The organism is Aromatoleum diolicum (assembly GCF_012910955.1).
Lineage (GTDB): Bacteria > Pseudomonadota > Gammaproteobacteria > Burkholderiales > Rhodocyclaceae > Aromatoleum > Aromatoleum diolicum.
In genome coordinates, this window is record NZ_WTVQ01000007.1 from 45,304 (window position 1) to 66,255 (window position 20,952).

The window sequence follows — 20,952 nt, forward strand, 5'->3', positions numbered from 1 at the left end:
TTGCGCCGCCTCAGCGCTTGATCGGCGTCGGACTGCGTTCGACGACCGGCGCCGGGATCGCCTGTGCCGCCGGACGGGCCTGCGGCAAAGCCTCCTCGGGCGCCTCGGCGGGAAGCGGCAGTTCGTCAAGCCCGACCGGTGCCATCATCGGCTCGGGCGGCAGGTTCTCACGATAAATGAATTCCTCGCGTCCGCTGTCGGGCGCGTGCGTCGCCAATAGCCCGTCCGGCCGCGGCGGGAATTTCTCCGGCAGGCTCTTGAGGGCGGTGCGCATGTAATTCACCCACATCGGCAGCGCCGCCGAGCCGCCGGTCTCGCCGCGCCCCAGGTTGCGCGGCTGGTCATGTCCCATCCAGCTCACCGCGACCAGGTCGGGGTGGAAGCCGGCGAACCACGCATCCACATAGTCGTTGGTGGTTCCGGTCTTGCCCGCCAGGTCGGGACGCTTCAGCGCCAGGGCCCGTGTGGCGGTACCGCGGCGGATCACGTCCTGCATCATCGAACCCATCAGCCACGCATTGCGCGGGTCGATCACGCGCGGGGCGCTCTCGCCGGCAACCGGCGGATCCACCTTGGCGACGACGCGGCCTTCACCGTCGATCATCTCCTTCACGACATACGGATCGATGCGGAAGCCGCCATTCGCAAACACCGCATAGCCCGTCGCCATCTGCCACGGCGTCACCATCCCGGCGCCCAGCGCCATGGTCAGGTAAGGCGGATGCTGGGCCGCGTCGAAGCCGAAACGGGTGATGTAATCCTGCGCGTACTCGGGCGTGATCGACCGCAGCAGGCGGATCGAGATCATGTTCTTGGAGCGCGCCAGCGCATTGCGCAGCGTCATCGGGCCTTCGAATTTGCCATCGTAGTTCTTCGGTTCCCAATCCTTGCTGCCGGTGATGCCTGCCGGGAAGAACAGCGGCGCATCCTCCTCGACGCTGCCCGGCGAGTAGCCGCGCTCAAGCGCCGCGGAGTAGATGAAGGGCTTGAAGCTCGAGCCGGGTTGGCGCTGCGCCTGCGTCACATGATTGAACTTGCTGCGGCTGAAGTCGAAGCCGCCAATCAGCGCCCGCACGGCGCCGGTGTTGGCGTCGAGCGCGACCAGTGCGGCCTCGACTTCCGGCAGTTGCGCGATCTCCCAGCCCTTGTCACCGTTGTTGCGGATGCGCACGATGGCACCGCGCCGGATGCGGCGTGCCTGCGGGGCGCGTTCATTGAGCATCGGCGCGGCAAAGCTGAGGCCACTGCCGGTAATGTTCAGCACTTCGCCATGGCGATACACGCGCACTGCCTTGGGCGTTGCGTCGATGACCAGGGCCCCCAGCAGATCGTCAAAGTCCGCAACCTCGGCCAGTAGCTCGTCGAGTCGCTCCTCGTCATCGAGCGCAACATCCTTCAGGTCGACAAAACCCTCCGGCCCGCGATATCCATGCCGCCGGTCATAATCCATCACTCCCTGCCGCACCGCCTTGTAGGCCGCAACCTGGTCCTCGCGCGTCACCGTGGTGATGATGCGGATACCGGACTGGTATGCCTCGTCGCCGAACTGTTCCACCGCGATCTGGCGCGCCATCTCGGCAACATAATCCCCACGCATCGGACTTGCCGCCGAGCGCCCCGAGGCGAGCACCAGGGGTTCGGTGCGCGCTGCCTCGTGCGTCTTTTCATCTATGAATCCCGCTTCGACCATGCGACGCAGCACATATTGCTGTCGTTGTATCGCGCGTCGCGGGTTGGCGATCGGGTTGTACGCCGAAGGCGCTTTCGGCAAGCCGGCCAGCATCGCCGCCTCGGCGATCGTCAAGTCCTTCATCGGCTTGTCGAAATAGGTCCGTGCCGCTGCCGAGAAACCGTAGGAGCGCTGCCCGAGATAGATCTGATTGATGTACAGCTCAAGAATCTGAGCCTTGCTCAGGCTCCGCTCGATCTTCAGTGCCAGCAGGATTTCATAAAGCTTGCGGTTGAACGTCTTCTCGCGCGTCAGGAAAAAATTGCGCGCGACCTGCATCGTGATCGTCGATGCACCCTGTCCGCGACCGCCCGAGACAACGTTCGCCAACGCCGCGCGTGCGATGCCAATGACATCGATTCCGGGGTGTTCGTAGAAGCGTTCGTCCTCGGCTGCAAGGATGGCCTGCGTGAGGGCTTGAGGGACCTCGTCGATCTTGACGACGAGGCGACGCTCCTCGCCAAACTCGCCCAGTAAATACCCATCCGACGTGTATACTCGCAGCGGAATCTTGGGCCGATAGTCGGTCAGGACATCGAGAGACGGTAGATTTGGCCAGGCCAGTGCGGACACCGCTGCCAAGGTAGCTGTGCCGAGGATGACCAGAGCGATCAGTCCGGCGAGGGGGTAAAAAACCCAGCGCATCGAGAGTCCAAAAAGGGTTCGGGGTGGCGATTATACGGTTGCGCGACCGGGGGGCTCCACCAGCGCTTGTCAAGGCTCCGCTTTACACTTGCAAGCCTTTGTTGCTAGCATCTCAGAAGCTTATTCAGTATCTGCGCCTAACATAAAGAAATTTAAGGGTTTTCTTTGTGATTGATTTCTCCCTGTTTCGTCCGAAGGCGCGCCAGCTGGTGGGGCTCGATATTTCATCTTCATCAGTGAAGATGGTCGAGCTATCAGAGGGCGAAAAGGGTGCGTACCGCATCGAACGGTACGCCATCGAGTCCCTGCCGCGCGATGCGGTGGTCGATGGCAATATAGCGAGTCTCGACGGCGTCAGCGAAGCCATCGTCCGCGCGCTGCGTCGCATGGGGGGCGGTATCAAGCAGGCGGCCGTTGCCTTGCCGGCGTCCGCCGTCATCACCAAGAAGATGATTCTCCCCGGTGGCCTCCGTGATCAGGAAATGGAGCTTCAGGTCGAGTCGGAGGCCAGTCAGTACATCCCTTTTGCGCTGGATGAAGTCAATCTTGACTTCCAGGTGGTCGGTCCCTCGCCGGGCAATCCCGACGAAGTCGAAGTGCTGATAGCCGCCTCGCGCAAGGAAAAGGTCGAGGATCGTGTCGCGGTGGTCGAGTCCGCCGGGCTCAAGGCCGTCGTGATGGACGTGGAGTCCTTTGCTGCAGAGGCAGCCTTCGAACTGGTCGCGCGGCAGCTTCCGGGCGATGGTGCGAACAAGATCGTCGCGGTCATCGACGTTGGCGCGAATGTCATGAATGTGAGTGTGCTGCGCAACGGTCAGCAGCTTTATGCGCGTGAGCAGGCTTTCGGCGGCAGCCAGCTGACTCAGGAAATCTCCCGCCAATACGGCATGAGCATGGAAGATGCCGAAGTGGCGAAGCGTGCCGGGGGCCTTCCCGAAGACTACGAGCGCGATCTGATGCGTCCATTCATGGACAGTCTCGCGCTCGAGGTCTCACGCGCGTTGCAGTTTTTCTTCACCTCGACGCAATACAACCAGGTCGACCACATCGTGCTGGCGGGTGGCTGTGCAGTGATGCCGGGCCTTTCGGATGTCGTCGGCGGCCGAACCCAGGTCGCGACGATCGTCGCCAATCCCTTTGCCGGTATGGCATTGTCCTCGCGCGTGCGACCCAAGAACCTGCTGGCCGATGCTCCGTCGCTGATGGTGGCCTGCGGTCTGGCGCTTCGGAGATTTGATTCATGATTCGAATCAATCTGTTGCCACATCGGGAGTTGAAGCGTCGTGAGCGGCGCAAGCAGTTCTATGCGTTTTCCGGTGTGATGGTCGTTGTCGGCCTGGTCATCGGTGTGATCGTCCATACCGTCATCGCCGGCTACGTCGAGCGGCAGGAGCGGCGCAACGCCTTCCTGAAGACCGAGATCACCAAGCTCGACGCCGAGATCGCGGAAATCAAGCGTCTGCGCGAGCAGATCGATGCCTTGCTGGCGCGCAAGCAGGTGATTGAATCCTTGCAGGCGACGCGGGCGCAATCCGTGCAATTGCTGAACGAGCTGGCCACCCGCGTGCCCGATGGCGTCTACCTGCGCTCGATAAAGCAGGCCGGCGCGAAGATTGCGCTGCTTGGATACTCCCAGTCCAATTCGCGCGTATCCAACCTGATGCGCAGTCTCGACGAGTCCGCCTTCCTTGAACAGCCTGGCCTGGTCGAGGTCAAGTCGGCCACGCTCAACAAGCGCCGGGTCAGCGACTTCGCTCTCAATATCAACATCGAGCGTCCCAAGGCCGAGGATGAGGGCAAGGGAGCGAAAAAATGAAACTGGGTAATCTCCAAAGTATCGATTTCGAGCGCCTGTCACAGGATTTCAAGGGGCTGGACCCCAATGATCCGGGCGCATGGCCGCTGGCACCCCGTGTCGCCGTGTTCGCCGCGCTGCTGGTAGCGGTCGTCGGCCTGGCCTGGTGGTTCGACTGGAGAGACCAGGCGATGCTGCTCGAGCAGCGCGAGGCGGAGGAGGTTCAGCTGCGTCAGGACTGGCTGACCAAGAAACGTCTGGCGGTGAATCTCGACGCCTACAAGCTGCAGCTCGAGGAAACCGACCGTCAGTTCGGCGCCTTGCTCAAGCAGCTCCCGAATCGCGCGGAGATGGACTCCCTGTTGTCCGACATCAACCAGGCCGGACTGGGGCGCGGACTGCAGTTCGAACTGTTCAAGCCGGGTGCCGACGTGGTCAAGGACTTTTATGCCGAGATGCCCATCGATGTGCGCATCGTCGGCGCCTACAACGATCTCGGGGCGTTTGCGGAGGATGTTGCCCGCATGCCGCGGATCGTGACGCTGAACAACGTGGCAATCGAAGGGCAGAAGGACGGGACGCTCAAGCTGGAGGCGAAGGCGATCACCTACCGTTATCTCGATGAAGAGGAACTTGCCCAGAAACGGCAGCAGGAGAAGGCCGCCAAGGCAGCAAAGGGAGGCAAGTGAAATAGCCATGAAACGCCTTCTGATACTACTTGCGGGCAGCCTCGCGCTCGTCGCGTGCTCGAGTGAGCAGGAAGATATCCAGAGCTGGATGCTCGAGCAGGAAAAGGGGATGACCGGCTCGATCAAGCCGCTTCCCGAGGTCAAGCCATTTCCGTTGGTGAAATACGATGTCGAAGGCGGGCTTGACCCCTTCGCTGCGAGCCGCATCGAGCCGGAAACCAAGGCCACGACCCGGGGAGGGCCAGATCTCGACCGCCGGCGCGAACCTCTCGAAGCGTTCCCGCTCGAGTCGTTGCAGCTCGTCGGTGTGCTGACACAGAACAAGAAAGTGCATGCACTGGTAAGGGCGGACAAGAATCTCTTCCAGGTCAGGGTGGGGAACTACGTCGGACAGAATTTCGGTCTGGTGACCGGGATTTCGGAAAGCGAAGTTACCCTCAAGGAACTCGTTGAAGATCTGAATGGCGACTGGGTCGAGCGCATCAGCAAGTTGCTCTTGCAGGAGCAGCAGGAGGCAGGAAAATGAAGCATAAAGGCATGATTGCGCTGCTTTTCGCGGCGATTACCCTGGTAGCCCCGGCGACAGCAGTTTTCGCCCAAAGTGCGGCCGCTGCGACCAAGGAAGCGGCGAACCGGATCGAGAACCTCGAGGTGTCCCAACAGGGCGGTTCGGTGTATCTGAAAATCACCCTCAAGGACCCGCTGTCCAGTCCGCCGGCGAGTTTCAGTGTTGCGAACCCCGCGCGGATCGCATTCGATTTTCCCGGCACTAGCAACGGCCTCGGGCGCACTCAGCAGGTCGTGGAGCAGGGCGATCTGCGCAGCGCCAACATCGTTCAGGTCGGCGACCGCACGCGCCTGGTGCTGAACATGAGCAAGTTGGCGCCCTTCGATACGCGTGTTGATGGGCGGGATGTCATCATTTCGCTTGCTCCCGCCGGCAGCGACGTGGCCGCCAACACGCAGGTATCGCAGGCACTGGCAAATTTCGCTGCGCCGAAGCGACCGGATGGTGCCGCGGAAACCAGCAGTGTTCGCGACATCAACTTCCGTCGCGGTAAGGATGGTGAAGGGCGCGTTGTCGTACAGCTTTCGAGTCCCGATACTGGTATCGATATCCGTCAGCAGGGCGGCAACGTCGTCGTCGAGTTTCTCAAGACTTCACTGCCCGAGCATCTGCGCCGTCGTTCGGACGTAACCGATTTCGCCACGCCGGTCACCTCGATGACGGCCCAGGCACAAGGGGACAACGTCCGCCTGGTGGTGACGCCGAATGGCAAGTGGGAGCACAACGCATACCAGAGCGACAACCAGTTCGTGCTCGAGGTCCGTCGTGTGGTGGAAGATCCGAACAAGCTTGTGCAGGGCGGTCGGGGGCAGTACAGCGGCGAAAAGCTCTCGCTGAATTTCCAGAATATCGACGTCCGTTCGGTGCTGCAGGTCATCGCCGATTTCACCAACTTCAATATCATTACCAGCGATTCGGTGCAGGGGAATCTGACGCTGCGCTTGAAGGACGTTCCGTGGGATCAGGCGCTGGACATCATCCTCCAGTCCAAGGGGCTCGACATGCGCAAGTCGGGTAACGTGATCTGGATCGCGCCGAGCGAAGAGCTGGCGACACGCGAGAAGCTGCAGCTCGAGTCCAAGGCGCAGATCGGGGACCTCGAGCCGCTGCAGACCGAGAGCTTCCAGGTCAATTACCACAATGCCAAGGAGATTTTCGAGTTTCTCAAGAGCAAGGATCAGACAGTGCTCTCGAAGCGTGGCAGCGTTGTCGTGGATGAGCGCTCGAACCGCCTGTTCGTTACCGACGTATCGACCCGGCTCGCGGCGGTCGCGCACCTGATCAAGGAAATCGACACCGTGCCGCGCCAGGTAATGATCGAGGCGAGGGTCGTCGAAGCGAACAAGGATTTCGCCCGCGAACTGGGGGTGCGGCTCGGTTATGGTGACCGTAAGGACAAGAATCTCGGCGATGGGGCAAAAATCGGCTTCGGTAGCTCGGAATTCGGAAGCCTGGATCCGCAAAGCGGGGCGATTTCGACCGATCCGGATGCTCCGATCAGTACGATCATTCGTCGGGTCGGTGAGTCGGCAACGAGTGGCAGCGGCTTCCTGCCGGCCACGCCGTTTGGTGCGCTCAACCTGACCTTGTTCAATCGTACGCTCACGCGCTTTCTGAATCTTGAACTTGCGGCGCTGGAGTCCGATGGGCGCGGCCGCGTCGTGTCGAGCCCGCGCATTCTCACCGCAAACCAGGTCGAGGCGACGATCAAGCAGGGGCAGGAGATTCCCTATGTCACGCCGTCGAGCGGCACGGAGCCGCCAACGGTCAGTTTCAAGGATGCGGTGCTGATGCTCAAGGTGCGGCCGCAGATTACGCCGGATGGCCGTGTACAGTTGAAGGTTGAAGTGAGCAAGGACAGGGCTGACTTCTCGCGTAGTATTCTCGGCAACCCGCCGATCGACAAAAAGAGTGTAACGACCGAGGTCATGGTCGAGAATGGCGGAACGGTGGTTATCGGTGGCGTGTTCGAAGAGGAGGAGTCGAGTAACGTGGACCGTGTGCCCCTGCTCGGCGAGATCCCCTACCTTGGAGCATTGTTCCGGACGACGACCACGACGAGCGCTCGTCGCGAGTTGCTGGTGTTCATCACGCCGCGAATCGTTTCCGATGCGCTGACCTTGAAGTGATCCACCAAAGCTTGAAGGGCTGCGGGTGTGTTGGGCGGGGTTAAGTAACGGATGCCGGTTTGGTGTTAGTGATTTTGATTGGCATGATGGGCGCCGGGAAAACCACGGTCGGACGTGAGTACGCCCGGCGTCATCGCATGCGCTTTGTCGATTGCGATCACGAGATCGAGGCGCGTACCGGCGTGAAGGTGCCGACCATCTTCGAGATTGAAGGTGAGGCCGGATTTCGTCGGCGCGAGACCCAGGTGATCGATGATTTGACGCGCGAGACGGACCTGGTGCTGGCGACCGGCGGCGGAGCGGTGCTCGATCCCGGGAACCGCGCCATGATGTCCGAACGCGGGATCGTCGTTTATCTTAATGTTCCCACGCAGGTCTTGTGGGAGCGTACGCGCCATGACCGCAATCGTCCGCTGTTGCAGGTGCCCAATCCGCGCGAGCGGATCGAAAATCTTTACCGCGAGCGGGATCCGCTTTACCGTGCGGTTGCGGACATCGTTGTCGACGGGGGGCGCGGCAATCCCGGTGGAATGGTGCGCCTGATCGAGAGGGCCATCGAAAATTGCAAGAAGTGAAATGCGCACACTGAATGTGGCACTGGGTGACCGGGCCTATCCGATCCATATCGGTCGTGGCTTGCTCGCGGCCCCCTCGCTGATCCTCCCGTTTCTCAGGACCCCGCGTGTCGTCATCGTTACCAACGATGTTGTCGGCCCGCTCTATCTTGAGGGGCTGCAGGTGGCCCTCACCGGACACGGCGTGCGGGTCGATGCGGTGGCGCTGCCGGATGGGGAGCGGCACAAGGACTGGCAGACACTCAACCTGATTTTCGACAAGCTGCTGGCTGAACGTTGCGAACGTTCGACGACGTTGATTGCACTCGGCGGCGGTGTTGTCGGCGACATGGCTGGCTTCGCGGCCGCGACCTATCAGCGCGGCATGCCATTCATCCAGATCCCGACGACTCTGTTGTCGCAGGTGGATTCTTCGGTTGGCGGCAAGACAGCCATCAATCACCCGCTTGGCAAGAACATGATCGGCGCGTTTTATCAGCCCAGGCTGGTGCTCGCGGATATTTCGACGCTCGACACCCTGCCGGATCGCGAGTTGAAAGCGGGGCTCGCCGAGGTGATCAAGTACGGCCTGATTCGCGACCCCGCACTCTTCGAGTGGCTGGAGTCGAATATCGAGCGCTTGCTCGCGCGCGATCCTGATGCGCTCACTTTTGCTGTAGAGCGTTCGTGCACCAACAAGGCCGAGGTGGTGGCGGCGGACGAGACGGAGCAGGGTGAGCGGGCCTTGCTCAATCTCGGCCACACGTTCGGTCACGCGATCGAAACGGGCATGGGCTACGGCAACTGGCTGCATGGCGAGGCGGTGGCCGCCGGGACGATGATGGCTGCGGAACTGTCGCGCCGCCTCGGCTGGATTTCGGCTGAAGACGTGGCGCGCATCGAGGTTTTGCATCGACGCGCCGGCCTGCCGGTACAGGGGCCGGTCCTGCCGGTCGCGACGTATCTCGATTTGATGGCTCATGACAAGAAAGTCGAGGCCGGGCGTTTGCGGCTGGTTCTGTTGCGCGCGATCGGTCGCGCCGTGATTCATGGCGATGCCCCGCCCGAGGCAATCGCGGCAGCGATTGAAGCGCGCTGCGAATGAACGTGCTTGCGCCCTATGCGGTGACGGAAATCAACTCCCGCGGGCGTCTGCACACCGAGCCCTCACCGGGCATTCGCAGCGAATTCCAGCGCGACCGGGACCGAATCGTTCACTCCACGGCATTTCGGCGCCTGGAGTACAAGACCCAGGTGTTCGTCAATCACGAGGGCGATCTGTTTCGCACGCGTCTGACACATAGCATCGAGGTGGCGCAGATCTCGCGCAGCGTTGCACGCGCACTCGGACTCAACGAGGACCTGGCTGAAGCGATTGCCCTGGCGCACGACCTGGGGCACACCCCGTTCGGTCATGCTGGGCAGGAGGCGCTCAATGCCTGCATGAAAACGTACGGCGGGTTCGAGCACAATCTGCAGTCACTGCGCACCGTGGATGTGCTCGAGGAGCATTACGCGGCCTTCGACGGGCTGAATCTGACCTACGAAACGCGCGAGGGCATCCTCAAGCATTGCTCGCGCGAACGTGCGCAGCACCTGGGCGAACTGGGGCGACGCTTTCTCGAGGGCGGGCAGCCCTCACTCGAGGCGCAGTTGTCCAATCTTGCCGACGAGATCGCATACAACAACCACGACATCGATGATGGCCTGCGCTCCGGCCTGATTTCGCTGGAGCAGCTGGATGGCGTCGCGGTGTTCCGCGATACGCGACGCGAGGTCGAGTCTGTGTGGCCCGGACTTGCAGGACGGCGGCTTATCCACGAAACGATCCGTCGCATGATCAATGAGATGGCGCTGGACCTGATCGCGACGACGCGCGCGAACATCGTTGCCGCAGGCATCGCAACGCTGGCCGATGTCCATCGCGCGCCGCGCCTTGTGGCGTATTCGGAGGCTCTGATGCCGCGCTTGCGGGAGCTGAAGGGCTTTCTCCGCGAAAACCTGTATTCGCATTACCAGGTGCTGCGCATGACGGACAAGGCGCGACGCATCATTCAGGATCTCTTCGGCGCGTTCATGAATGATCCGCGCCTGCTTCCGCCGCAGTACCAGGCGCGTGCGCGTGCCGATACGCCGCGTGCAATCGCCGACTACGTTGCCGGAATGACCGACCGCTACGCCATGAAGGAACATCGGCGTCTCTTCGCGGTTGGAGAAATCCATTGAGGCATCATAGGCTTACCGCAACGCAAAAAAATCTTGAATCACGCGTTTCGCGCGGGTATATTCTTAAGCCCGCCTGAAAGGTAAGCAGTGGCCGTGTGTTCGCGCACTGGCCGAACGGAGCCGGTGTGCGCGCGCACCCGGCTCTTTTTGACGCCTGCACAATTTTGGTGCGTTTTTGCACGCGGCGCCCCGTCGCCCGATCAACGCCGGCGTTTTCCGGCAAACGTGTTGTGTCGAGGAAGAACGAGATGGATCTCCCCCAGAAGCAGGGTCTGTATGACCCGACCAATGAACATGATGCCTGTGGTGTGGGTTTCATTGCCCATATCAAGGGCGTCAAGAGTCATGAAATCATTACCCAGGGGCTTGAGATTCTGAAGAATCTCGACCACAGGGGTGCTGTCGGTGCCGATGAGCTTCAGGGTGACGGCGCCGGCATCCTGATCCAGATTCCCGATGCGCTGTACCGCGACGAGATGGCGAAGCAGGGCGTCACGCTGCCGCCGGCGGGCGAGTACGGTGTCGGCATGGTGTTTCTGCCGAAGGAGCAGGCGTCCCGGCTGGCGTGCGAGGAAGAGATCGGTCGGGCGGTGCGTGCCGAAGGGCAGGTCGTACTGGGCTGGCGTGACGTGCCGGTGAACGGCGCGATGCCGATGTCGCCCACAGTGAAGAAGAAAGAGCCGGTGATGCGGCAGGTCTTCATCGGGCGCGGTCCGGAAATCATGGTGACCGATGCGCTGGAGCGCAAGCTGTACGTGATCCGCCGCCGCGCCGCCAATGCGATCAACGCATTGACGCTCAAGCACGGCAAGGAGTTCTACGTCGTCTCGATGTCGGCGCGCACGATCAACTACAAGGGCCTGCTGCTCGCGACCCAGGTGGGCGAGTACTACGTCGACCTCGCCGATCCGCGCGCGGTGTCGGCGCTCGCCCTGGTGCATCAGCGCTTCTCGACCAATACCTTCCCGAAGTGGAACCTCGCCCATCCGTTCCGCTACATCGCGCACAACGGCGAGATCAACACGCTACGCGGCAACTACAACTGGATGCGCGCGCGCGAAAAGGGCACGCATTCGCCGCTGCTCGGCGACGATCTGCAGAAGATCTGGCCGCTGATCTATCCCGGTCAGTCGGACTCGGCTTCGTTCGACAACGCGCTCGAACTGCTGGTGATGAGCGGCTACTCGCTCGCCCACGCGATGATGATGATGATCCCGGAGGCCTGGGAGTCGCACACGCTGATGGACGAGAAGCGTCGTGCTTTCTACGAGTACCACGCGGCGATGATGGAGCCGTGGGACGGTCCGGCAGCGGTGGCGTTCACCGATGGTCGCCAGATCGGCGCAACGCTGGACCGCAACGGTTTGCGTCCGGCGCGCTATCTTGTCACCGACGACGACCTCGTGGTGATGGCATCGGAATCGGGCGTGCTGCCGATTCCCGACAGCAAGATCGTGAAGAAATGGCGCCTGCAGCCGGGCAAGATGTTCATGATCGACATGGAGCAGGGCCGCATCATCGACGACCGCGAGCTGAAGGAGTCGCTTGCACTGGCGAAGCCCTACCGTGAGTGGATCCGCCGCATCAACATCAAGTTCGACGACCTGCCCGTGCCGGAGAATGCGGATGCAGTGCAGCCGGCGGCGTCGATGCTGGATCGTCAGCAGGCCTTCGGTTACACGCAGGAGGACATCAAGTTCATCCTCGAGCCGATGGGCAAGACGGGCGAGGAAGCGACCGGTTCGATGGGCAACGACTCGCCGCTGGCGGTGCTGTCGGCGAAGGAAAAGCCGCTGTACAACTATTTCCGCCAATTGTTCGCGCAGGTGACCAACCCGCCGATCGATCCGATCCGCGAGCAGCTGGTGATGTCGCTGGTGTCCTTCATCGGGCCGCGGCCGAACCTGCTCGAGATCAACGAGATCAATCCCCCGTACCGCCTTGAAGTGACGCAGCCGGTGCTGGACTTCGACGATATGGCGAAGATCCGCAACATCGCACGTTACGCCGACAGCCGCTTCCGCTCGGCCGAGCTGGATGCGTGCTATCCGGTGGCGTGGGGCAAGGAAGGGGTCGAGGCGCGGCTGGCGACCCTGTGCGCCGAAGCCGAAGACGCGGTGCTGCAGGGCTTCAACATCCTGATCGTGTCGGACCGCAAGATCGATGCCGAGAAGGTCGCGATTCCCGCCTTGCTGACGACCTCGGCGGTGCATCAGCATCTGGTGGCGAAGGGCCTGCGTACGCGCGCCGGCCTGGTGGTCGAGACCGGCACGGCGCGCGAAGTGCATCACTTCGCGGTGCTCGCCGGCTATGGCGCCGAGGCGGTCCATCCCTATCTGGCGATGGAAACGCTGCAGCAGATCGCCGGTGGTGGCGAGGCGGGCGACAAGGCAATCAAGCATTTCGTCAAGGCGGTCGGCAAGGGCCTGATGAAGGTCATGTCCAAGATGGGCATTTCGACCTACATGTCCTATACCGGCGCGCAGATCTTCGAGGCGGTCGGCCTGCAGCAGGCGCTGTGCGACAAGTACTTTACCGGCACCACCAGCCAGGTCGAAGGCATGGGTGTGTTCGACGTCATGGAAGAGGCGATCCGCCTGCACCGCAAGGCCTTCAGCAACGACCCGGTGCTGGTCGACATGCTCGACGCGGGTGGCGACTATGCCTACCGCGTGCGCGGTGACGACCACATGTGGACGCCCGAATCGATCGCCAAGCTGCAGCATGCGACGCGCTCGGGCAAGACGGACACCTACAAGGAATACGCCAAGCTGATCAACGATCAGACCAAGCGCTACATGACGCTGCGCGGTCTGTTCGAGATCAAGCCCGCCGGTCCTCCGGTGCCGCTCGACGAGGTCGAGCCGGCGAAGGAGATCGTCAAGCGTTTTGCCACCGGTGCGATGTCGCTCGGCTCGATTTCGACCGAGGCGCATACCACGCTGGCCGTGGCGATGAACCGCATCGGCGGCAAGTCGAACACCGGCGAGGGTGGCGAGGATCCGATGCGCTTCAAGCCGATCACGCAGGCGATGCGCATGTCGCAGATCATCGGCGAGTCGCGCGTGGCGCGGGACCTCGAGCTCAAGGCGGGCGACAGTCTGCGGTCGGCGATCAAGCAGGTGGCCTCGGGCCGCTTCGGCGTCACGACTGAATATCTGGTCAATGCTGACCAGATCCAGATCAAGATGGCGCAAGGCGCGAAGCCCGGTGAAGGCGGACAGCTGCCGGGCCACAAGGTCAGTGAATACATCGGCTTCCTGCGCCACTCGGTGCCGGGCGTCGGTCTGATCTCGCCGCCGCCGCACCATGACATCTACTCGATCGAGGATCTGGCACAGCTGATTCACGATCTGAAGAACGCCAATCCGGTGGCGTCGATCTCGGTGAAGCTGGTGTCCGAAATCGGTGTCGGCACGGTGGCAGCAGGTGTCGCCAAGGCGAAGGCGGATCACGTGGTGATCGCCGGCCACGACGGCGGCACCGGCGCGAGCCCCTGGTCGTCGATCAAGCATGCCGGCAGCCCGTGGGAACTAGGTCTCGCAGAAACACAGCAGACACTGGTGCTCAATAACCTGCGCAGCCGTATCCGTGTGCAGGTCGATGGCCAGATGAAGACCGGTCGCGACGTCGTGATCGGCGCCTTGCTGGGTGCGGACGAGTTCGGCTTCGCCACCGCGCCGCTGGTCGTCGAAGGCTGCATCATGATGCGCAAGTGTCATCTGAACACCTGCCCGGTGGGTGTCGCGACGCAGGATCCGGAGCTGCGCAAGCGCTTCACGGGGCAGCCTGAGCATGTCGTGAACTATTTCTTCTTCGTCGCCGAGGAAGTGCGCGAGTTGATGGCCCAGGTCGGCATCCGCAAGTTTGACGACCTGATCGGTCGTGCCGAACTGCTCGACATGAAGAAGGGAATCGAGCACTGGAAGGCGAGCGGGCTCGACTACAGCCGTATCTTCTATCGTCCGAACGTGGCGGCGAGCGTTGCGCGCCGGCATGTCGCGACCCAGGACCACGGTCTTGAGAAGGCGCTCGACAACCAGCTCATCGATCTGGCGAAGCCGGCGCTCGAGCGCGGGGAGAAGGTGCGTATCGATCTGCCCGTGCGCAACATCAACCGCACCGTCGGGGCGATGCTGTCCGGGCGGGTAGCGGAGAAGTACGGTCATGCCGGCTTGCCGGACGACACCATCCACGTCACGCTGACCGGTACCGCCGGTCAGAGCTTCGGTGCGTTTGCAGCGCGCGGGGTGGCGCTGGAACTGGTCGGCGAAGGCAACGACTACGTCGCCAAGGGGCTCTCGGGCGGCCGTGTGATCGTGCGTCCACAGGCATCGTTCCGCGGCCATTCGACCGAGAACATCATCATCGGCAACACCGTGCTGTACGGTGCGATCGAGGGTGAGGCTTACTTCTCGGGGGTCGGTGGTGAGCGCTTTGCGGTGCGCAACTCGGGCGCAACGGCTGTCGTCGAAGGCGTCGGCGATCATGGTTGCGAATACATGACCGGCGGTACCGTGGTCGTGCTGGGCGCAACCGGGCGCAACTTCGCCGCCGGCATGTCGGGCGGCGTCGCGTACGTGCTCGACGAAGACGGCACTTTCGAGCAGCGCTGCAACATGGCGCAGGTCGCACTCGAGCCGGTGCCGGAGGAAATCGAGGCACGCAAGGGCTCGGAGTCCGGCGATGAGCTCGAGTCGCACGGCCGCGTGGACATCAACCATCTGGAGATGGGTGACGAACTGATCCTGAAGGGGCTGATCGAACGCCATCTGCGCTACACCGGCAGCCCGCGAGCTCGCGAGATCATCGAAAACTGGGGCGCCTGGCGGTGCAAGTTCGTCAAGGTGATGCCGCATGAATATCGTCGGGCGCTGGCCGAAATGGCTGCGCTCAAGCAGAAGCAACTGGAGGCCGCGTAAAAAATGGGCAAGCCCACCGGATTTCTGGAGTATCAGCGTCTGTCGGAGGCCTACGAGCCGGTTGCCGAGCGGCTGAAGAAGTACAAGGAGTTTGTGCTGCGCCTGACCGACGAGCAGGCCGCAGTGCAGGGTGCGCGCTGCATGGATTGCGGCATTCCGTTCTGCAATAACGGCTGCCCGGTCAATAACATCATTCCGGACTGGAACGATCTGGTGTATCGCGGCCAGTGGCAGCAGGCGATCGAGGTGCTGCATTCGACCAACAACTTCCCGGAGTTCACCGGCCGCATCTGTCCGGCGCCCTGTGAAGCGGCGTGTACGCTGAACATCAATACCGATCCGGTCGGGATCAAGTCGATCGAGCACGCGATCATCGACAAGGCCTGGGAGGAGGGCTGGGTACAGCCGTGTCCGCCAGCCGTCAAGACGGGCAAGAAGGTGGCCGTCATTGGTTCCGGCCCGGCTGGCCTGGCAGTAGCGCAACAACTTGCGCGGGCCGGTCACGACGTGACGGTGTTCGAGAAGAGTGACCGCATCGGTGGTCTGCTGCGCTATGGCATCCCCGACTTCAAGATGGAGAAAGGGCTGATCGACCGCCGCATGGCGCAGATGGAGACCGAGGGCGTGCGCTTCCGCACCAGCGTGCTGGTGGGGGCGTCAAACGTACCGGCGGGTATCGCCAGCGATGCGAAGGAAGTGGTCAGTGCCGAGTCGCTGAAGAAGGACTTCGATGCGGTGGTACTGGCTGCAGGCTCGGAAGTGCCGCGTGACCTGCCGGTGCCGGGGCGCCAGCTTGCAGGCGTGCATTTCGCGCTGGAATTCCTGATCCCGCAGAACAAGGCGGTCGCAGGCGATGCCCCCAATCCGATTTCGGCCGCGGGCAAGCATGTGGTGGTGATCGGTGGCGGCGATACCGGTTCCGACTGTGTCGGCACATCCAACCGTCACGGCGCAGCCAGCGTGACGCAATTCGAGCTGATGCCGATGCCGCCGGAAGAGGAGAACAAGGCGCTGACCTGGCCGTACTGGCCGATCAAGATGCGCACTTCGTCTTCGCACGAGGAAGGTTGCGCGCGGGATTTCGCCGTGGCGACAAAGGAATTCATCGGCGAAAACGGGACGGTCACCGGGCTCAAGGCGGTGCGTCTCGAGTGGAAGGATGGTCGCATGGCGGAAGTGCCGGGCTCGGAGTTCGAGGTGAAGGCCGACCTCGTGTTCTTCGCGATGGGTTTCACCAATCCGCTCGGCAGCCTGCTGGAGGCCTTCGGCGTCGAGAAGGATGCGCGCGGCAACGCCAAGGCGGCGACCGATGGTGCAGGCTGTTATGCGACGAGCGCACCGAAGGTGTTTGCGGCGGGTGACGTGCGCCGCGGGCAGTCACTGGTGGTGTGGGCAATCCGTGAAGGTCGTCAGTGCGCCCGCGAGGTCGATCAGTTCCTGATGGGCGAAACCGTCCTGCCGCGCTGATCGCACGCCATATGCAATAAGCAAAGGGCGACCTGCGGGTCGCCCTTTTTCATGCTCGCGCGATGTCGGCTCAATGCGCGTGTGCGAGCAGATCCACCGTGTAGCGCGCGATCATGCCTTCCTCGTTGGTCGGAATCACTGCGACGGCGACGCGGCTGTCCGGTGCGTCGATGCGTGTGGCGTGGGCGGCATTGGCGCTGGCGTCGATGGTTACGCCGAGCCATGCCGACAGCTTTGCCACTTGTTCACGTACCGGCGCAGCGTGTTCGCCGATGCCGCCGGTGAACACCAGCGCGTCCAGTCCGCCCGCCGCAGCCGCCAGTGAGCCGATTTCGCGCGCGATGCGGTAGCAGAACAGGTCGACGGCCTCGCGCGCTTCGCGGGCGTTCGAGGCGAGCAGGGTGCGCATGTCCTGGCTGATGCCGGACACGCCCAACAGTCCCGATTCCTTGTAGAGCAGGTTCGTCAGGGCCTTTACGTCCATGCCCTTCTGCTCCATCAGGTACAGCATTACGCCAGGATCGAGGCTGCCGGTGCGGGTGCCCATCATCAGCCCTTCGACGGCGGTGAAGCCCATCGTCGACGCCACGCTCTTGCCATCGCGCAACGCGCACATCGAGGCGCCGTTGCCGAGGTGGGCGATCAGCACCGCGCCGCGGGAGCGTTCGCCGATGACGTCCGGCAATTTGCGCGCGACGTAATCGTAGGACAGGCCATGGAAGCCGTAACGTTTGACGCCTTCGGCGCTGATCGCGCGCGGCAGCGCATAGGCTTGGGCGAGGGCCGGCTGGCTGCGGTGGAAGGCGGTATCGAAGCAGCCGACCTGCGGGACGTCGGGCATCAACGTGGCGACCGCGCGCACTGCGCGCAGATTGTGCGGTTGGTGCAGCGGCGCGAGCGGGATGAAGCCGTCGAGGTCGCGCAGCACGAATTCGTTGAGCTGGACGGGGGCGCTGTAGAGTTCGCCGCCGTGCACGATGCGATGGCCGGCCGCGACGATGTCGAGGTTCGGGTTGTGGGCGCTTAACCAGCCGAACAGGTGGTTGAGAGCGTCGCGGTGTTGTTCGTTCTGGCTGCCGCTGGCCTTGACCGCTTCGTGATAGCGCTCGCCGTGCGCGTCCTTGGCGGAGAGCTGTGGCGTGGCGCCGATGCCCTCGATCTGACCCGACAGCGCCGGGCTGCCGGCCAGCTCGGGCTCGGTGGGGAACAGCGCGAACTTCAGGCTGCTGGAACCGGCGTTGATGACGAGTACGGCTTTCATAGAAGCTTGGCCTCTCGCTTCTTGTGCGCCATCAGCTGGGCGATGGCACACGAGGCGGCGCGGGTTTCCGCGGTGTCGGCGCGGCTGGTGAGCACGATGGGCACGCGGGCGCCGAGCACGACGCCGGCCATCAGCGCGTTGGCGAGGTATTCGAGCTGCTTGGCGACCATGTTGCCGGACTCGAGGTCCGGTACGACGAGGATGTCGGCGTTGCCGGCGACCAGCGAGCGGATCCCCTTGGTCTTGGCGGCGACCAGCGACACGGCATTGTCGAACGCCAGCGGGCCGTCGAGCAGGCCGCCCGTGATCTGGCGACGGTCGGCCATCTTGCACAGCGCCGCGGCGTCGATCGTCGAGCGGATCTTGGAGGTGACGGTTTCGACTGCCGACAAGATCGCGACCTTCGGCTCGGCCAGCCCCAGTACGTGGGCGAGGTCGATGGCGTTCTGGATGATATCGACCTTGTCCTCGAGCGTCGGCTCGATGTTGATCGCGGCATCGGTGATCATCAACGGGTGCGGGTAGGTCGGCACGTCGGCGAGGAAGACGTGGCTGATGCGGCGCGCGGTGCGCAGGCCGCCGACTTTGGAGATGACGGCGCTCATCAGTTCGTCGGTGTGCAGCGAGCCCTTCATCAGTGCTTCGACGACGCCGTCGCGTGCCAGCGCCACGGCGGTTTCGGCCGAGGCGTGGCTGTGGTCGACGTCGATGATCCGGATGCCGTGCAAATCGAGGCCTTCCTGCTCGGCGACGGCGCGGATCTTGGCTTCCGGCCCGACCAGCACCGGGATGATGAGTCCGGCTTCGGCGGCCTGGATCGGGCCGCGCAGCGATTCGGGGTCGCACGGGTGGGCAACCGCCATGGGGATCGGCGCCTTGCCGGCGGTGATCGACAGCAGGTGGCCGTAGCGCAGTTCGCGATCGGAAATGGTGACTTCCGGCAGATTCATGCGCAGGCGCTTGATCTTCTCGGTCGGCGCCTGGACTTCGGCAATGCCGTCGATGACCTTGAGGCCATCCTGGTTAACGGCCAGGCAGTCAAACAGGATGTGGTGGTTGTGCTCGAATTTCTCGCGGCAGGTGACGCTGATCGTCAGCGTGTCGCCGATCGTGATCGGGCGATGGAAGTTCAGCCCCTGGGAGACATAGACGGTGCCGGGGCCGGGGAATTCGGTGCCGAGTACGGTCGAGATCAGCGTGCTGCCCCACATGCTGTGTCCGACGACTTCGCGGAACTGGCTGGAGCGGGCGAATTCCGTATCGACGTGGGTCGGATTTACGTCGCCCGACATCACCGCGAAGAGGTGAATGTCGTCCGGCCGCAGCGTGCGGACCAACTGCGCGTGGTCGCCTACCTGGATCTCGTCGAATACGCGGTTCTGGATGAATTGGGTGCCAGCATGGTCCATGGTCAGTTTCGCCTGGTTGCGTTGCAAAATCCGTATTTTAGCTGCGGTTAAAAGGTTTTTCGCCTCCGGACGTTAAATCTTGTGTGCAGTGCATCAACCTCTGTCCGATCAGTGCGACATCGCATCGCGGGTCATCGGGAGGGCATGGAGGTGCGTGCTAAAATCGCCGCCGATTCGAAGCAAAACGGGGTTTTCATGGAAGTCGTGATTCTGGCCGCTGGCCAGGGCAAGCGCATGCGTTCGGTACTGCCGAAAGTGTTGCAGCCGATTGCCGGGCAGCCGATGCTTGCGCACGTGATTGGTGCCGCGCGGGCGCTGGATGCGTCGCGCATCTGCGTAGTGTATGGACATGGTGGCGACGTGGTGCGGGAGCGCCTGCACGACGCCGAACTGCTGTGGGCGCGGCAGGAACCGCAGCTCGGCACCGGACATGCCGTGCAGCAGGCGCTGCCGCAGCTGTCGGACGGCCAGATGGCGCTGGTGCTGTATGGCGACGTGCCCCTGATCGGGGCGCCGACGCTGCGCCGCCTGCAGGCCGCGGCGGGGGCTGAGCGCCTGGCGCTGCTGACCGTCGAACTGCCGGACCCGACCGGTTATGGCCGCATCCTGCGCGATGGCGCCGGCAAGGTCACGCGTATCGTCGAGGAAAAGGATGCCAGCCCGGAGCAGCGTCGCGTGCGCGAGGTGAATACCGGCATTCTCGTCGCGCCGGTCGCCCGGCTGCGCGACTGGCTGGGGCGCATCGGCAACGACAACGCGCAGGGCGAGTACTACCTGACCGACATCATCGGTCTGGCGGTTGCCGAGGGTGTCGACATCGTCACCGTGCAGCCCGACGCGGTGTGGGAGACGCTGGGGGTCAATAGCAAGCCGCAGCTCGCGGAGCTGGAACGCATCCACCAGGGAAACATCGCGCGGCGGCTGATGGATGAAGGTGTGACGCTGCTCGATCCGGCGCGCATCGATGTGCGCGGCGCACTGCTGTGCGGGCGCGATGTCGAGATCGACGTCAATTGCGTGTTCGAAGGGCGCGTGGAGCTTGCCGACGATGTACGCATCGGCGCGAATTGCGTGATCCGCAATGCGCGCATCGGTGGCGGCACCCGGTTGGCGCCGTTTTCGCATGTCGAAGACACCGTGACCGGACGCGAGTGCGTGATCGGTCCGTACGCGCGCACGCGGCCGGGCACGACGCTCGGCGACGGCGTGCATCTGGGCAACTTCGTCGAGGTCAAGAACAGCGCGATTGCCGATCATTCGAAGGCGAACCATCTCGCCTATGTGGGTGACGCGGACGTGGGGCAGCGCGTGAATATCGGTGCCGGCACGATCACCTGCAATTACGACGGCGCCAACAAGTTTCGCACCGTGATCGAGGACGATGTGTTCATCGGATCCGACACCCAGCTCGTCGCCCCGGTGCGCGTCGGGCGCGGCGCGACGCTCGGTGCCGGCACGACGCTTACCAAGGATGCCCCGCCGGAGCAGCTTACCGTGTCGCGGGCCAAGCAGATCACCATAGCCGGCTGGAAGCGGCCGGTGAAGAAGAAGTAAGCCG

At 63.0% G+C, this 20,952-nt stretch carries 14 protein-coding genes; 11 read left to right on the forward strand and 3 right to left on the reverse strand.

Annotated elements, in window-relative coordinates:
• Positions 1-10 precede the first annotated feature (10 nt).
• Complete coding sequence (locus GPA25_RS05915) at positions 11-2,374, reverse strand: penicillin-binding protein 1A (RefSeq protein WP_169259443.1); 2,364 nt, start codon at positions 2,372-2,374, stop codon at positions 11-13.
• Between the two features lie 167 nt (positions 2,375-2,541).
• Between GPA25_RS05915 and GPA25_RS05920 the strand changes: the two genes are divergently transcribed.
• The 10 genes from GPA25_RS05920 (at position 2,542) to GPA25_RS05965 (ending at position 16,724) form a co-directional block, all read left to right on the forward strand.
• Complete coding sequence (locus tag GPA25_RS05920; protein ID WP_169259444.1) at positions 2,542-3,618, forward strand: type IV pilus assembly protein PilM; 1,077 nt, start codon at positions 2,542-2,544, stop codon at positions 3,616-3,618.
• Positions 3,615-4,190: a PilN domain-containing protein gene (locus tag GPA25_RS05925; RefSeq protein ID WP_169259445.1), complete on the forward strand. Its 576-nt coding sequence runs from the start codon at positions 3,615-3,617 to the stop codon at positions 4,188-4,190. The genes GPA25_RS05920 and GPA25_RS05925 overlap by 4 nt, the downstream gene beginning before the upstream one ends.
• Positions 4,187-4,858: a type IV pilus inner membrane component PilO gene (locus GPA25_RS05930; RefSeq protein WP_169259446.1), complete on the forward strand. Its 672-nt coding sequence runs from the start codon at positions 4,187-4,189 to the stop codon at positions 4,856-4,858. Before GPA25_RS05925 ends, GPA25_RS05930 begins: the two co-directional genes overlap by 4 nt.
• Before the next feature lie 7 nt (positions 4,859-4,865).
• Positions 4,866-5,384 (forward strand): pilus assembly protein PilP, encoded by a 519-nt coding sequence (locus GPA25_RS05935; protein WP_169259447.1) that lies wholly within the window; start codon positions 4,866-4,868, stop codon positions 5,382-5,384.
• Positions 5,381-7,555, forward strand: coding sequence for a type IV pilus secretin PilQ (locus GPA25_RS05940; RefSeq protein WP_169259448.1), 2,175 nt, complete (start codon positions 5,381-5,383; stop codon positions 7,553-7,555). The genes GPA25_RS05935 and GPA25_RS05940 overlap by 4 nt, the downstream gene beginning before the upstream one ends.
• 59 nt (positions 7,556-7,614) lie before the next feature.
• A complete protein-coding gene (locus GPA25_RS05945) occupies positions 7,615-8,130 on the forward strand; it encodes a shikimate kinase (protein WP_169259449.1) in 516 nt (171 codons plus the stop codon).
• A gap of 1 nt (position 8,131) precedes the next feature.
• Complete coding sequence (gene aroB, locus GPA25_RS05950) at positions 8,132-9,214, forward strand: 3-dehydroquinate synthase (protein ID WP_169259450.1); 1,083 nt, start codon at positions 8,132-8,134, stop codon at positions 9,212-9,214.
• On the forward strand, positions 9,211-10,335 hold the full coding sequence (locus GPA25_RS05955; protein WP_169259451.1) for a deoxyguanosinetriphosphate triphosphohydrolase: 1,125 nt from the start codon (positions 9,211-9,213) through the stop codon (positions 10,333-10,335). Before aroB ends, GPA25_RS05955 begins: the two co-directional genes overlap by 4 nt.
• Before the next feature lie 248 nt (positions 10,336-10,583).
• The gene (locus tag GPA25_RS05960) at positions 10,584-15,257 is read left to right on the forward strand and encodes a glutamate synthase-related protein (RefSeq protein WP_169259452.1); all 4,674 of its coding nucleotides are present in this window, start codon (positions 10,584-10,586) and stop codon (positions 15,255-15,257) included.
• Between the two features lie 3 nt (positions 15,258-15,260).
• Complete coding sequence (locus tag GPA25_RS05965) at positions 15,261-16,724, forward strand: glutamate synthase subunit beta (RefSeq protein WP_169259453.1); 1,464 nt, start codon at positions 15,261-15,263, stop codon at positions 16,722-16,724.
• A gap of 70 nt (positions 16,725-16,794) precedes the next feature.
• On the opposite strand, the gene GPA25_RS05970 is transcribed toward GPA25_RS05965, so the two are convergent.
• Both GPA25_RS05970 and GPA25_RS05975 read right to left on the reverse strand, forming a co-directional pair.
• Positions 16,795-17,985 carry an acetate/propionate family kinase gene (locus GPA25_RS05970; protein WP_169259454.1) on the reverse strand — a complete coding sequence of 397 codons (1,191 nt, stop codon included), beginning with the start codon at positions 17,983-17,985 and terminating at the stop codon, positions 16,795-16,797.
• Positions 17,982-19,394, reverse strand: a complete 1,413-nt coding sequence (locus tag GPA25_RS05975; RefSeq protein ID WP_169259455.1) for a bifunctional enoyl-CoA hydratase/phosphate acetyltransferase — start codon at positions 19,392-19,394, stop codon at positions 17,982-17,984. The genes GPA25_RS05970 and GPA25_RS05975 overlap by 4 nt, the downstream gene beginning before the upstream one ends.
• Before the next feature lie 195 nt (positions 19,395-19,589).
• On the opposite strand from GPA25_RS05975, the gene glmU reads away from it, so the two are divergent.
• Positions 19,590-20,948, forward strand: coding sequence for a bifunctional UDP-N-acetylglucosamine diphosphorylase/glucosamine-1-phosphate N-acetyltransferase GlmU (gene glmU, locus GPA25_RS05980; protein WP_169259456.1), 1,359 nt, complete (start codon positions 19,590-19,592; stop codon positions 20,946-20,948).
• Positions 20,949-20,952: the final 4 nt, after the last annotated feature.